15 protein-coding genes are annotated in these 13,775 nt (G+C 71.2%); 8 read left to right on the top strand and 7 right to left on the bottom strand.

Annotation, left to right across the window (positions count from 1 at the left end):
* Nucleotides 1-22 precede the first annotated feature (22 nt).
* The 6 genes from G4G93_RS35470 (at nt 23) to map (ending at nt 6,047) form a co-directional block, all read left to right on the top strand.
* Nucleotides 23-856 (top strand): enoyl-CoA hydratase family protein, encoded by an 834-nt coding sequence (locus G4G93_RS35470; RefSeq protein WP_206289494.1) that lies wholly within the window; start codon nt 23-25, stop codon nt 854-856.
* A gap of 1 nt (nt 857) precedes the next feature.
* Nucleotides 858-2,003: an acyl-CoA dehydrogenase family protein gene (locus tag G4G93_RS02660; RefSeq protein WP_165080881.1), complete on the top strand. Its 1,146-nt coding sequence runs from the start codon at nt 858-860 to the stop codon at nt 2,001-2,003.
* A gap of 174 nt (nt 2,004-2,177) precedes the next feature.
* The gene (locus G4G93_RS02655; RefSeq protein WP_246736521.1) at nt 2,178-3,764 is read left to right on the top strand and encodes an AMP-binding protein; all 1,587 of its coding nucleotides are present in this window, start codon (nt 2,178-2,180) and stop codon (nt 3,762-3,764) included.
* Nucleotides 3,761-4,198 (top strand): RidA family protein, encoded by a 438-nt coding sequence (locus G4G93_RS02650; protein WP_165080877.1) that lies wholly within the window; start codon nt 3,761-3,763, stop codon nt 4,196-4,198. The genes G4G93_RS02655 and G4G93_RS02650 overlap by 4 nt, the downstream gene beginning before the upstream one ends.
* A complete protein-coding gene (locus G4G93_RS02645; RefSeq protein WP_165080875.1) occupies nt 4,198-5,040 on the top strand; it encodes an alpha/beta hydrolase in 843 nt (280 codons plus the stop codon). Before G4G93_RS02650 ends, G4G93_RS02645 begins: the two co-directional genes overlap by 1 nt.
* Before the next feature lie 251 nt (nt 5,041-5,291).
* Nucleotides 5,292-6,047 carry a type I methionyl aminopeptidase gene (gene map, locus G4G93_RS02640; RefSeq protein WP_165080873.1) on the top strand — a complete coding sequence of 252 codons (756 nt, stop codon included), beginning with the start codon at nt 5,292-5,294 and terminating at the stop codon, nt 6,045-6,047.
* A 9-nt stretch (nt 6,048-6,056) separates the two neighbouring features.
* Here the strand turns inward: map and G4G93_RS02635 are convergent, their stop codons facing one another.
* From G4G93_RS02635 to G4G93_RS02615, 5 genes are all read right to left on the bottom strand, one after another.
* Nucleotides 6,057-6,974 (bottom strand): bestrophin family protein, encoded by a 918-nt coding sequence (locus tag G4G93_RS02635; RefSeq protein WP_165080871.1) that lies wholly within the window; start codon nt 6,972-6,974, stop codon nt 6,057-6,059.
* 152 nt (nt 6,975-7,126) lie between these two features.
* On the bottom strand, nt 7,127-8,038 hold the full coding sequence (locus G4G93_RS02630; protein ID WP_246736474.1) for a hypothetical protein: 912 nt from the start codon (nt 8,036-8,038) through the stop codon (nt 7,127-7,129).
* Nucleotides 8,039-8,461: 423 nt separating this feature from the next.
* Nucleotides 8,462-9,043 carry a YceI family protein gene (locus G4G93_RS02625; RefSeq protein WP_165080867.1) on the bottom strand — a complete coding sequence of 194 codons (582 nt, stop codon included), beginning with the start codon at nt 9,041-9,043 and terminating at the stop codon, nt 8,462-8,464.
* Nucleotides 9,040-9,645, bottom strand: coding sequence for a cytochrome b (locus G4G93_RS02620; protein ID WP_165080865.1), 606 nt, complete (start codon nt 9,643-9,645; stop codon nt 9,040-9,042). The genes G4G93_RS02625 and G4G93_RS02620 overlap by 4 nt, the downstream gene beginning before the upstream one ends.
* Nucleotides 9,646-9,671: 26 nt before the next feature.
* Nucleotides 9,672-10,283, bottom strand: a complete 612-nt coding sequence (locus tag G4G93_RS02615; RefSeq protein ID WP_165080863.1) for a YceI family protein — start codon at nt 10,281-10,283, stop codon at nt 9,672-9,674.
* Between the two features lie 197 nt (nt 10,284-10,480).
* Between G4G93_RS02615 and G4G93_RS02610 the strand changes: the two genes are divergently transcribed.
* Entirely contained in the window at nt 10,481-11,356 is an 876-nt protein-coding gene (locus G4G93_RS02610; RefSeq protein WP_395410332.1) for a LysR substrate-binding domain-containing protein, read from the top strand.
* Nucleotides 11,357-11,363: 7 nt separating this feature from the next.
* Here G4G93_RS02610 and G4G93_RS02605 read toward each other — a convergent pair whose 3' ends face one another.
* Nucleotides 11,364-11,594 (bottom strand): hypothetical protein, encoded by a 231-nt coding sequence (locus tag G4G93_RS02605; protein WP_246736473.1) that lies wholly within the window; start codon nt 11,592-11,594, stop codon nt 11,364-11,366.
* Between the two features lie 178 nt (nt 11,595-11,772).
* On the opposite strand from G4G93_RS02605, the gene G4G93_RS02600 reads away from it, so the two are divergent.
* Nucleotides 11,773-13,263 carry a mannitol dehydrogenase family protein gene (locus G4G93_RS02600; protein ID WP_165080859.1) on the top strand — a complete coding sequence of 497 codons (1,491 nt, stop codon included), beginning with the start codon at nt 11,773-11,775 and terminating at the stop codon, nt 13,261-13,263.
* On the opposite strand, the gene G4G93_RS02595 is transcribed toward G4G93_RS02600, so the two are convergent.
* Nucleotides 13,215-13,580, bottom strand: coding sequence for an addiction module antidote protein (locus G4G93_RS02595; protein ID WP_165080857.1), 366 nt, complete (start codon nt 13,578-13,580; stop codon nt 13,215-13,217). The genes G4G93_RS02600 and G4G93_RS02595 overlap by 49 nt on opposite strands.
* Nucleotides 13,581-13,775 lie beyond the last annotated feature (195 nt).

Below are 13,775 nucleotides of genomic sequence, written 5' to 3'. Positions count from 1 at the left end.
GCAGAAACGCCAGGGAGGCACCATGAGGCGCCAGAACGCGATCGCGGCCCCGCTCGAGGGCTTCACGCCGCAGCATTTCGGCTTCGCGATCGAGGACGGCATCGCGACCGTGACGTTGAACCGGCCGGAGAAGAAGAACCCGCTGACCTTCGAGAGCTACGCCGAACTGCGGGACACCTTCCGGGCCCTGCGGTTCGAGGAGGGCGTGACGGCGGTGATCGTCACCGGTGCCGGCGGCAACTTTTCCAGCGGCGGCGACGTGTTCGAGATCATCGAGCCGCTGACTACCATGGGGGCGGCCGACCTCCACGCCTTCACGACGATGACCGGCGACCTCGTCAAGGAGATGCGGGCCTGCCCGCAACCGGTCGTGGCGGCGGTCGAGGGCGTCTGCGCCGGAGCGGGCGCCATCATCGCCATGGCCTCCGACCTGCGGGTGGCGGGCACGGGCGCCAAGGTGGCGTTCCTGTTCAACCGGGTGGGCCTGGCCGGCTGCGACATGGGCGCTTGCGCGATCCTGCCCCGGATCGTCGGCCAGGGCCGGGCATCGGAGCTTCTCTATACCGGCCGCTTCATGAGCGCCGAGGAGGGCGAGCGCTGGGGCTTCTTCAACCGCCTGGTCCCGGCGGGAGACGCCCTGGCTGCGGCCCGCGAGACCGCCCGCGCCCTGGTGCAGGGCCCGGCCTACGCCAACGGCCTGACCAAGCGGATGCTGCACATGGAATGGGCGATGGGGGTGGACGCCGCCATCGACGCCGAGGCGATGGCCCAGGCGCTGTGCATGAAGACCCAGGATTTCCGCCGCGCCTTCGAGGCCTTCGCCGGCAAGACCAAGCCGGTCTTCGAGGGCAATTGAGATGCCCGACCGCAGCTTCCTCGACTGGCCGTTCTTCGAACCGCGCCACCGCGACCTCGCCGCGCAGGCCGACGACTGGGCCGCCCGCACGGTGCCCGCCCTCGTCGACCACCACGACGTCGACGGGTCGTGCCGGCGCCTCGTCGCGGCCCTCGGCGAGGCCGGCTTTCTTCGCTTCGCGGCCCCGGAGGACGGGCGCTTCGACGTGCGGGCGCTCTGCCTCCTGCGCGAGACCTTCGCGCGCCATGACGGGCTCGCCGACTTCTCCTTCGCCATGCAGGGACTCGGTACCGGGGCGCTGACGCTCGCCGGCACGAACGCGCAGCGCGAGGCGGTGCTGCCGGGGGTGCGGGCGGGCCGCCGCATCGCCGCCTTCGCGCTGACCGAGCCGGAAGCCGGCTCGGACGTGGCCCAAATCGCGCTCTCGGCGGTGCCGATGCCCGACGGCACGGTACGGCTCGACGGCGAGAAGACCTGGATCTCGAATGGCGGCATCGCCGACACTTACGTCGTCTTCGCCCGCAGCGGCGAGGCGCCGGGCGCGCGCGGCCTCTCGGCCTATTGCGTGCCGGCGGACACGCCCGGCCTGACGATCGCGGAACGCCTCGACACCATCGCCCCCCATCCGCTGGCGCGCCTCCGCTTCGAGAATTGCCACGTGCCGGCCGAGAACCGCATCGGCGAGGCGGGAGCCGGATTCAAGGTCGCGATGGCGACGCTCGACGTCTTTCGCTCGACCGTCGGCGCCGCAGCGCTCGGCTTCGCCCGCCGCGCCCTCGATTCTTCCCTGCACCGCGCGCAATCGCGAAAACTGTTCGGGGCGCCGCTCGCCGCGATGCAGCTGACCCAGACCAGCCTCGCCGAGATGGCGACGGCGATCGATTCGGCGGCGCTCCACGTCTACCGCGCCGCCTGGACCCGGGATTCCGGCGCACCGCGCATCACCCGCGAGGCCGCGATGGCCAAGATGGTGGCGACGGAAGCGGCGCAGGAAGTGATCGACCGGGCGGTGCAGCTCCATGGCGGCGAGGGCGTCCGCTCCGGCTCGGTGCCGGAGACGCTCTACCGCGAGATCCGGGCGCTGCGGATCTACGAGGGCGCCACCGAGGTCCAGAAGCTCGTCATCGCCCGCCAGATTCTCGCCTGAGGGGAGGTTCGTCCGATGGAGGCTGCCGTGCAGAACGCTCATGAACCGGGGACGCCAATGCCGGAGATCTCGGCGGTCACGCCTCCCGTGCAGACCGGTCCCCGCCCCGGCGGCAGCCCGTGGACTCGGCGGCCCGACACCTTCGTGCGGGACAACCTGCCGCCGCCGGACCGGATGCCGGACTTCGTCAACCTCGACCGGCTCGGCTACCCCGAGCACCTGAACGCCACCGTCGAGCTGGTCGACCGGCACGTCGCGGAAGGGCGCGGCGAGCGGGTGGCGCTCGTCGGCCCGGACGTGACCTGGACCTATGCCGAGCTGAAGCGCCAGATCGACCGGATGGCCAACGTCCTGGTCGACGAACTCGGCCTCGTCCCGGGCGGGCGTGTGCTGCTGCGCTCGGCCAACAACCCGACCAAGGTCGCGCTCTATCTGGCGATCATCAAGGCGGGCGGCATCGTGGTCGCGACGATGCCGCTCCTGCGCGCCAAGGAACTGACTCAGATCCTCGACAAGGCGCGCATCCCGCTGGCCCTCTGCGATGCCGGCCTGATCGACGAGATGGCGAAGGCGGCGGAAGGGCGAGATGAGCCGGTGCGGGTCGTCACCTGGCGCGGCACCGCCGGGGGCGAGCTGGGCGACCTCCTGGCCCACGCCTCTGACCGCTTCGCGCCGCCGCAGACCCGAGCCGACGATCCGTGCCTGCTCGGCTTCACCTCCGGCACCACCGGCCTGCCGAAGGCGACGATCCACTACCAGCGCGACCTCCTGGTGATCTGCGACGCTTACGGCCGCGAGGTGCTTCAGGCGACGGAGGACGACGTGTTCATCGGCTCGCCGCCGCTGGCCTTCACCTTCGGCCTCGGCGGCCTGGTGCTGTTTCCATTCCGGGTCGGCGCCCGGGCGGTGCTGCTCGAGAAGGCGGGGCCGGCCGACCTCGCGGCGGCGATCGAGCGCTACCGCGCCACGATCCTGTTCACCGCCCCCACCGCCTACCGGGCGATGCTCGGGCTGATCGGCCGGCACGACCTGTCGTCCTTGCGCAAATGCGTCTCGGCCGGCGAGACCCTGCCGGCGCCGACCTGGCACGCCTGGTTGAAGGCGACCGGCCTCAAGCTGATGGACGGCATCGGGGCGACCGAGATGCTGCACATCTTCATCGCCTCGCCCGAGGACGAGATTCGCCCCGGCGCCACCGGGCGGCCGGTCCCGGGCTACGAGGCCCGGGTGATCGACGCCGAGGGCAAGCCCTGCCCGCCCGGGGTGCCGGGGCGGCTCGCGGTGCGCGGGCCGATCGGCTGCCGCTACCTCGCCGACGAGCGCCAGACCGTCTACGTGCAGAACGGCTGGAACGTCACCGGCGACACCTACCTTGAGGACGAGGACGGCTATTTCTGGTTCCAGGCCCGCAACGACGACATGATCGTCTCGGCCGGCTACAACATCGCCGGGCCGGAGGTGGAGGCGAGCCTGCTCGCCCATCCGGCGGTGGCGGAGGTCGGCGTCGTCGCGGCGCCCTGCCCCGAGCGCGGCCGCATCGTCGCGGCCTACGTGGTGCTGAACCCGGGCTTCGCCGAGACCGAGGCGCTGACCAAGGCATTGCAGGACCACGTCAAGAACGACCTCGCGCCCTACAAGTACCCGCGGGCTTTGCATTACGTGCCGAGCCTGCCCAAGACCGAATCCGGCAAGCTGCAACGCTTCGCCCTGCGCCGGCAGGCCGAGGCGGAGGCCGCAGCCATCCAGGGAGAGACCGCATGACCGCCAGCCCGATCCCGCTCCGCCCTGAGGCTCCCGCCCTCTCCACCCTCCAGCCCCCGGGCTGGAAGAAGCCGAGAGGCTACGCCAACGGTATGGCCGGCCGCGGCACGGTGGTGATGACCGGCGGCCTGATCGGCTGGGACGAGAACGAGGTGCTGGCCGAGGGCTTCATCCCCCAGGTCGAGCAGATCCTGCGCAACATCCTCGCCGTGCTGGGCGAGGCCGGCGCCGGCCCGGAGCATGTCGCGCGGCTCACCTGGTACGTGCGCAGCGTCGACACCTACCGCGCCTCGCTCGCCGAACTCGGGCCGGTCTACCGCCGGGTGATGGGCCGCCACTTCCCCGCCATGGCGCTGGTCGGCGTCGCCGATCTCGTCGAGCCCGGCGCCCTCGTCGAGATCGAGGCGACCGCGATCGTGCCGGACGCCGCGTGATGCAGGCCCCGACCTGGACCACCGACGGGGGCTTGAGCGACCTCGACCGCGCCTACGACAACGTGGGCGCGATCCCCGACGCCAAGGCCTACCCGGCGCGCTGGAGCGAGGCCGCCTCGGAATTCCGGGAGCGCCTGTCGGCACGGGGGCGTGCCCGGCTCGGACTGCCCTACGGCGCCGGCCCGCGCCATGCCTACGACCTGTTCCTGCCCGAGGGCGCGCCCGCCGGCCTCGCGGTGTTCGTCCATGGCGGCTACTGGAAGGCCTTCGACCGCTCGGTCTGGTCGCACCTCGCCGCCGGGCCGCTGGCCCACGGCTTCGCCGTGGCGCTGCCGAGCTACACCCTCTGCCCGGAGGCGCGGCTTTCCGGCATCACCGCCGAGATCGCCGCCTTCCTCGACCGGGCGGGCGCCGAGGTGGCGGGGCCGATCCACCTCTCGGGCCATTCCGCCGGCGGCCACCTCGTCACCCGGATGCTCTGCACCGACGTCGCCCTCGCCTGCGCCGGGCGGATCGGGCGCGCGGTCTCGATCAGCGGCGTCCACGACCTGCGCCCCCTCCTCCCGACGCGGATGAACGACGTCCTGCGCCTCGATGCGGAGGAGGCCCGGGCCGAGAGCCCCGCCCTGCACGCGCCCCGCCCGGGCGCCCGGCTGATCGCCGTCGCCGGGGGTGACGAATTGCCGGAATTCCGCCGGCAGAACCTGTTGCTGCCGACGATCTGGCATGGTCTCGGGGCGCGGACGGAGGCGCACGAGATCGTGGGAACCCACCATTTCAGCGTCATCGCCGGCTTGGGTGAGCCGGACAGTGCGCTGACGCGGGCGCTGGTGGGGGGCTGACGCGACTTCTGTCTGAAGCGTCGTCGTGGATAACGGGCGCGGGATCCTCTCCCTGCCAGCACGACAGTTCGAGCGTTATCCAGGACCGTCGCTCCCTCACCTCCGGCCCCTCTCCCACTGGGGAGAAGGGAGATGTGCGTTCGATTCGTACGGCAGATCGGACGGGAGCCCCGCCCGGGGCTTTGCCCGCCCCCGCCGCGATGGCACAAGCGCGCGCGTGCTTGCGGCCCGGCCGCGCGGGGGACGACGTGATGACGGTGTCGAGCGACGACGAGTTGGAGAGCCTCCGGCGGATCGGCCGCATCGTCGCCGACGCGCTGGAGATCATGGGCCGGGCGATCGAACCCGGCATGACGACGGCCGAGCTCGACCGGATCGGGCGGGACCACCTGGAGCGGGAGGGCGCCCGCTCGGCGCCGGAGACGGTCTACGGCTTTCCCGGCGCGACCTGCATCAGCGTCAACGAGGAGATCGCCCACGGCATCCCGGGCGGGCGGCGGATCGCGCCGGGCGACCTCGTCAACATCGACGTCTCGGCCGAGAAGGACGGCTGGTTCTCCGACACCGGCGCCTCCTTCGCGGTGCCGCCGGTGACCCGGGCGGTCGAGCGGCTGTGCCGGGACGGGCGCCGGGCGATGTGGACCGGCCTGCGCCAGGTCGGGGCGGGCAAGCCGCTCGCCGGCATCGGCCGGGCGGTCGGCGCCTTCGCGCACAAGAACGGCTACACCCTGGTGCGCAACCTCGCGAGCCACGGCATCGGCGCCTCGCTGCACGAGGAGCCGACCGAGATCGCGACCTGGCCCGACGCCTCCGAGCGCCGGATCATGACCGAGGGGCTGGTCTTCACGGTGGAGCCGTTCCTGTCGCTCGGCGCCGACTTCGCCGAGAACGCCGACGACGACCCCTGGACCCTCTACAGCCGGCCGCAGGCGCTGACGGTGCAGTACGAGCACACCGTGGTGGCGACCCGCAACGGGCCGCTCGTCCTCACCATGCCGAGCCAGTAGCGGCTGCGCTCAGCGCAGCCAGTACCGCTCGGGATCGAGGGGCGGCGGCACCGGCTTGCCCAGGGCATCCTGCACCACCCCGTCGACGACGCGCACGAGCGCGTCGAGGGGCAGGTCGTTGGCGGCCGAGCCGAACGGCTCCTCCAGCTCGTCGCCGAGCGCGTCGAGGCCGAAGAACGTGTAGGCGACGAGGGCGGTCGCCACCGGCGTGCCCCACCCGAGGGATTCGGCGAGCCCGAACGGCAGCAGCAGGCAGTAGAGCCAGGCGGTGCGGTAGAGGAGCAGCGTGTAGGCGAAGGGCAAGGGCGTGCCCTGGATGCGCTCGCAGGCCGCCTGCACCCCCGACAGCCCGGCGAGCTTCTGCTCGATCAGCCCGAACGACACATCGCTCAAGGCGCCGGCCCGCAAGGCCCCGGCGAGATCGACCGCGAGGCCGGTGAGCGCCGCGTCGGCGGGGCTGGCGCAGGCCGAGAGGCGCCCGCGCTCGGCCTCCGGCAGGAAGGGGGTGGCCGCGGCGGCGGCGTCCCGGCCGCGCAGGCGGGCATGGAGCGCGTGGGTGAAGCCGGCCAGCCGCTCGAGGCAGCGCCGGCGCCGCTCCCCGTCCTCCTCCGGCAGCAGGGCCGCGAGCAGGCGGGCGAGGCCGCGGGCCTCGACGATCAGGGCGCCCCAGACCTTCCGGGCCTCCCACCAGCGGTCGTAGCAGGCGTTGTTGCGGAAGCTGAGGAAGATCGACAGGGCGAGGCCGATCAGCGTGAACGGGCCGATCCCGGCATGGAGCGGGATCGAGCGGGACCAGCCCTGCTCCGTCGCCACGACCAGGCAGGCGATCGCCGTGATCCCGATCACCCGCGGGGCGATCTGCGGCAGGATCGACCCGCGCAGCGCGAACAGGATCGCGAGGGCGCCGGGGCGGGGGCGGACGATCATCGGGGGAGCACGCTGGCCGGGAACGGGGGGCGGTCATCCGCCGCCGGGCGCCGGCGGTCAAGCGGGCCCGACACGGCAGGCGAGCGCGAGGCCGCGAAACCTTCCGGTCCTTCGCACGCTCGCCGTCGTCCCGGCACCGGCCGTGACCCTCCTCAGATGTGTTGCTCCGACTTCACGGGATGATTTTTTTCAAGCCAATTCTTCGCCAGGTTGAAGCTCAAGTCATGCGAGGAAAGCGTATCACCGATGAAACGATCGATAATCTTGAACCCGAGTGGCGTCATATCGAGCAACTTTTGCCGCCCTCCGGATCGAACGACCATTTCGCTCTCGTTTGCCAAAGTAATTATATTGCGGATATGCGATCGAGACACTCCGAGCTTCATCATTGAGCCAACAAATTCGGTTTCTCTGATCGGATTCTCCGGATTCAGAGATGCGGCCAGCGCCAGGTTTCTCATCACGTTCGCGCCGTGGTTCATCTGCAGAAATGGCAAGAATTTGTGATTTTGCTGCAGAAAATTCCTGATGATCGGCGTCATTATCTTGGGGGCGCAACGGCGGTGCGCGAGATGGAAGACGGAATCGCGCCGCGTGGCGATGTCGTAAGCCGAGTCAGGGTAGAGGAGCTGGAGGATGTCGTAATAGGCGCAGAGCTGCTCGCGATCCCATGCGAGCAGCTTTTCCGTCGGGCGCAGGAAGCGGAGCCGGCGGTCGGCGGCCGGGCATTCCAGGATGATGTGGCCCGTCGCGACCAGACGGCCCACCACATCGTCGAGCTGACGGTGGCTGGATTGCCCGAAGGCGCTCGCCGTCTCTTTGACTTTCGCCAGCGTCGGCCACGTCGACCGGTCGTCGGGCTCGAAGCCCGCGTACACTTTCACGATCACGCAGACTGCCGTGTAGCGGTAAGCCGCTGCAGGCCAGCCTCCCGGGAACTTGTCGGCCGCATTGTTCGCGTTGATCTTCGCGATGTAGAGCGGCCGGATCCGCGCATAATCGGGATGCGCGAGAATCTCACCCGTCGTCCTGTGCGCGACGTCTGGGACAAACGGATGAAACAAGCTGTCATCCGGTGGGATGGCTTTCGGGGGAGGTCGATCTGCCATAGCTCAGCGAGGGTGGGTCGGAGCGCAAGGGAATGCGAGCGCTCTACAACGTAACCAAGTTGGCTTTCGCAGTCGTCCGGGCAAGCCCCTCTCGCACAGGATGCCCCGGCCGTGGCGCGAGCATTTTCCGACGAAGTCGATGCCGGTTCGTCGCAGAAAATGCGGCACGATCAAAAACTTGGAGCAGCGCCCGACGATACCGGATACGGCCGGCAGCGTTCCGCCTTGTCCTGCATCCTCAGCAATATGGATCCCGGGTTCCGCTGCGCGGCCCCAGGATGACCGGGAGGACGTGAAACGCCGTCCGCCCGATCAAACAGGCTCTGCGAGGGTGGCCGGGATGGGGATCGATCAAGCGGTCCCCGTCCCATCGAGCCGTCACCCGCCCGTCTTCGCGGTCGCCGTCACGTCGATATCGACCCCGACCTGCAGGGCGACCATCCCGCCATCGGCCCAGGGGCCCTGGCCGACGCCGTAATCGGTGCGCACGAGGTCGAGATGGCCGATCGCGTGGGCGGTGCCGCCCGAGACCGTCAGCGTGAACGGCAGGGTCACGTCCTTGCGCATGCCGCGGATCGTCAAGGTGCCGATCGCGTCGTAGGCGTCGCCGCCCTTCGCGACGAAGCGGGTCGCCTCGAAGCGGGCCTGCCTGTCCTTGCTCGCATTGAACCAGTCGGGCTGCGGCAGGGCCTCGTCGCGCTGCTTGTCGCCGGTGTCGGCGCTGGTGAGGTCGATCAGCACCACGGCCCTGCCGGCCTCGGGCTTCGCCGGATCGAAGCTGATCTGCGCGTCGTAGCGGGTGAACCGGCCCTTGAACGGGGCGCCGACCTGGACGCCCGAGAAGCCGATGCGGCTCTTTCCCGGATCGACGGCCCAGTCGGCGGCCTGCGCGGCGCGAGGCGCGGCAGCGAGAGACGCGGCGGACAGGCCGAGGGCGAGGGCGAGGCGAAGGAGGGTCATCGCGAGGAAACCTCGGGTTTCGCACCCGGGCGCGGCACCAGGGGCAGCATCCGCCACAGGGTGTCGTCGCGCAGCGCGAGGTGATGGCGCAGGGCCGCGCCGACATGCAGGAGGAGCAGGGCGATCAGCAGCCAGGCGCCGTAGCTGTGCACGAGCTTCAGCACGCCTTCGACCGCCGCCTTGTTGGGCAATTCGGGCAGGACCGGCAGGTGCGGCCACGGGATCACCCCGTAGAGCACCGTGGGGATGTTGTAGGGCGAGGCCGAGACCATCGCCCAGCCGACGAGCGGCATGGCAAGCAGCAGCCCGTAGAGCGCCAGGTGCGCCGCGCCCGCCGCCCGCCGCTCGGCCTTCGGCATCGTCTCTGGCAACGGCGGCGGCGCCCGGAACAGGCGCCACGCGACGCGAAGGACCATCAGCCCCAGCACCGTGAGGCCGACCGACTTGTGCCACTGGTAGAACGCGAAGCGATCCATCGGCGACAGGGAGCCCCGCGTCATCGCGAGGCCGAGGCCCAGCAGGGCCAGGATGCCGAGAGCGATCAGCCAGTGCAGCACGATCGCCACGAGGGTGTAGCGGCGGGGTGTCGCGACCGTGTGCATGGTTCAAAAACCTCCGGCGTTCCGGTTCACTGGTCCTTGCGCTCGAAGGCGCCGTGCAGGGTCAGCTGGACCTCGTCGCTGACGGCCGGCACGAATGTCTTCACGCCGAATTCCGAGCGCTTGAGCGTGCCCTTGGCCTCGAAGCCGACGGTGGCCTTCTTGTTGATCGGGTTGGTGCCGGCCCCGACCAGCGTCACCTCGAGGATCACGGGCTTGGTCACGCCGTGGAGGGTGAGATCGCCGGCGACCTTCGCCTTGTCCTTGCCCTCGGGCGTGATCTTCGTCGAGGTGAAGGTCATCTCCGGGAACTGGGTGGCGTCGAGCCACTTGTCGCTCTTCAGCGAGTCCGTCATGTGCTGGCTCGGCGCGTAGAGCGACTTCACCGGAATGGTGACCTTCAGGCGGCTCTCGGCGGGCTTGGCCGGCTGCAGTTCCAGGGTGCCCGAGACGTCCGAGAAGATGCCCGTATAGGGCGAGAAGCCGAAATGGTTGACCGTGAACAGCGCCTGGGTGTGGCCCGGATCGACCGTGTAGGTGCCCGCCTGGATCTGGGCGGGGTCGCGGGTCGCCTGGGCGCTGGCCGGGGCGGCGAGGGCGAGACCGGCGGCGAGGCCGAGGGCGAGGACGGACAGCTTCACGAGAACACTCCGTAACGGCGGGGGCGGGCGGGCCTGCGATCAGGGCATCCGCAACCCGTCTTGCGGCGGTCGGATTAAGCCGGTTCCGTCGCGGGCGTAAGACAGCTAAACCGGGACACATGGTTGTTGGATCGGAAACCTTCCGGGGTGCGCTCTCCGATGTGCGGGCGTTTTGTGCCGTCGTCGATCACGGAACTGTGACCCAGGCGGCGGAAATCCTGGGGGAAACCAAGGGGAGCATCAGCCGCCGGGTCTCGCGGCTGGAACAGGAACTCGGCGTCACCCTGCTCGCCCGCACGCCGCGGGCGGTCTCGCCGACGGTCGAGGGGCTGGCCTTCCACGCCAAGGCGCAGGAGAGCCTCGCGCTCCTCGACGGGGCGCTGGAGACGGCGCGGGACGCCCGCACCCTGCCCCGCGGCCATCTGCGGGTCACCACCTCGATCGATTTCGGCATCGAGGTGATGCCCGACCTCGTCGCGTCCTTCCGGGCGCGCTACCCGCAGGTCACGATCGACCTCCTCATCACCGACACGCGGCTCGACCTCGCCGCCAACCGCATCGACCTGGCGCTCCGCCTCGGCAGCGGCGAGGGGCAGGATGGCGGCTACCGCGCCCCGGTCCTGGCGAGCCTGGTGATCGGCCTCTACGCCGCCCCGGCCTACCTCGCCGCGCGGGGCGCGCCGGCCTCCCTCGACGCCCTCCCCGACCACGACCTGATCCTGTCGCGCGAGCGCCTGGGCTCCGCGCCGGTGCGGCTCTCCGACGGCCAGGGCCGGGAGGGCCAGATCAGCGCCCGGCCTGCGGTCCGCGCCACCGATTACGCCACGGTGCTGCGGCTGACCCGGGCCGGGGCCGGGATCGGCCACATTCCGAGCCTGGTGGCGGCCCGGGCGCTCAAGGACGGCGCCCTGGTGCCGGTGCTGCCGGACTGGGCGAGCCGCGGCGGGGTGCTCCGCGCCGTCAGCCTCGCCGGGCGCGAGCTGCCGGCCCGGGTGCGGCTGTTTCGCGACCACGTCCGCCTGGGGCTCGCGGCCATGCGGGAGGAGGCGGGGCAGGACGCGGGTTCAGGATGAGCGCACCCTACGCGGCGATCCTGATCGTCGTGGCGACCCCGTCCGCCTCGCTCGACAGCCCGCCATCCGCCGCCCGCGCGACGAACCCCAGTTCGGTCAGGGCGACCCCGTCCGCCCGCCCGCGCCGGACGTCCCGGCCAAGGGCGCGGGCCAGGGGGCGGATGCCACAGGAGATCGAGGCGCGTGGGCGCCGGCACCGCGCATGGGGCCTCCCGGTCCCGGACCACGAGGCGGTCATGAGCCGTGACGGGCTATCCGGCCTGCGCCGCCTTCCAGGCCGACGCCACGCCCCCGCGGCGTCGCGCACGGCCCGGAAAAGCTCGATCGGCCGCCCCCACCATCGACGCTGCCGTAGCCGCGCACTAATCAGAAGCCATCGAGGGCGCCCTGCGCCCGACGCGAGCCCGAGCCAGACCATGAGCACAGACCGCGCCCCCGTATCCCTCAGCCGCGCCACGCTGGCGTCCCTCGCGCCGAGCGTCCGGGCGCCCGGCTACGACGTGGCGCGGGTGCGGGCGGGCATCGTCCATCTCGGGCTCGGCGGGTTCCACCGGGCGCACATGGCCCGCTACACCCACGACCTGATGGAGCGGGACCCGGACGCCCTCGCCTTCGGCATCCTCGGAGTCGGGCTGATGCCGGGCGACCGGCGGATGATCGACGCGCTGGCGCCGCAGGACGCGCTCTACACCCTCGTCGAGCGCGAGGGCGCGGACGAGACCGTGACGGTGATCGGGTCGCTCGCCGGGATCGCCTTCGCGGGCGAGACCACCGCGGCAATCCTCGACGCGATCGACGATCCGGCGATCCGCATCGTCAGCCTCACGGTGACCGAGAACGGCTACTGCCTCGATCCGGCGACGAAGCGGCTCGATCCCGACCACCCGCTGATCCGCGCCGACCTCGCCGCGCCCGAGCGGCCGAGGAGCGCCGTCGGGGTCATCGTCGAGGCCCTGCGGCGGCGGCGCGCAGCCGGCCGGGCGCCGTTCACCCCGCTCACCTGCGACAACATCCAGCATAACGGCGACGTGCTGCGCGACGCGGTGGTGGCCCTCGCCCGGCTGCGCGACCCCGGTCTCGCCGCGTGGATCGCCGCCGAGGTCGCCTTCCCCTCGACGATGGTCGACCGCATCACCCCGGTGACGGCGCCGGCGGATGTCGCGGCCCTGGCCAGGCGCCACGGTCTCGCCGACGCCTGGCCGGTCTTCAGCGAGACCTTCACCCAGTGGGTGATCGAGGACCGCTTCCCCGCCGGGCGTCCGGCCTGGGAGACGGTGGGGGCGCAGTTCGTCGAGGACGTGGCGCCCTACGAGTTCATGAAGCTGCGGCTCCTCAACGGCAGCCACCTCGCGGTCTCGGGGCTCGGCCGGCTCGCCGGCTACGTCACCATCGACGAAGCGATGGCCGATCCGCGCATCGCCGCGGTGATGACGGCGCTGATGGACCGCGAGACCGGCCCGACCGTCCCGCCGGTGCCGGGGATCGACCTCGCCGAGTACAAGCGCACCCTCGTCGCGCGCTTCGCCAACCCGGCGATCCGCGACACGGTGGAACGGGTCAACACCGACGCACCGCTCAACGTCCTGGTCGACCCGATCCGCGGCCGGCTGGAGCAGGGCGGCAGCATCGCGTTCCTGGCGCTGGCGCTCGCCGCCTGGCTGCGCCGGGTGCGGGGCGAGGACGAGAACGGCGGCGCGATCGAGGTGCGCCATCCGATGGCGGCGCTCCTGCGCGAGAAGGCGATCGAGGGCGGCCCGGATCCGCGTCCGCTCCTCGGCATCCGTCCGCTCTTCGGCGAGCTCGGCGACGACCCGCGCCTCGCGGAGCCGGTCGCGGCATGGCTCGGGATGCTCTACGGTCAGGGCATCCAGGCGACGCTGGACGAGGCGGCGCGGCGGGCGGCGTGACCGTCCGTCGGGGCGGCCGCGTCAGGCCGGCCCGGCCGCCGGCACGACGGCAGCCTCAGGCCGAGCGCGTTGAGCACGGCCAGCAGGGTCGCGAGCTGCGGGTTCCCCTTGTCGGACGGGGTCCGGTACGGGGCTTCCGCCAACAGGCCGATCGCCTTGGCGATCCGGGTCATGCCCTGCGCCCTGGCAATGCCGCCGCGTGCGACGGCCAGAAGCGCGGGATCCGCTTCCTCGAGAATGGCGTTCAGCTCGTGGGCGATGCGCTCCGGCGTATCGAGGCTATCGGTGGCGTCCCCTGGAACGGTTACAGGAGGCATGTCGCCACTCCTGATTCGCGAGATGCTTTGCGGCGAGGTTATCCTTGCCCGACGATACTCGCCGAATTTCCAAAACGAGGCACATCCCCCGCTCCGGACAATCCCGCGCCTCACCGTCGAAAGACCTCTCCGCGGAGAGCTTACCCTTCGGCACTCCGTCGAGCTATAACTCTACAACGCAAAATCCTCTCCCGC

Source organism: Methylobacterium sp. DB0501, assembly GCF_011043735.1.
In the GTDB taxonomy this organism is placed as follows: Bacteria; Pseudomonadota; Alphaproteobacteria; order Rhizobiales; family Beijerinckiaceae; genus Methylobacterium; species Methylobacterium alsaeris.
The sequence above is the reverse complement of the archived record's forward strand: the minus strand, read 5'-3'. Positions and strand labels throughout refer to the sequence as shown.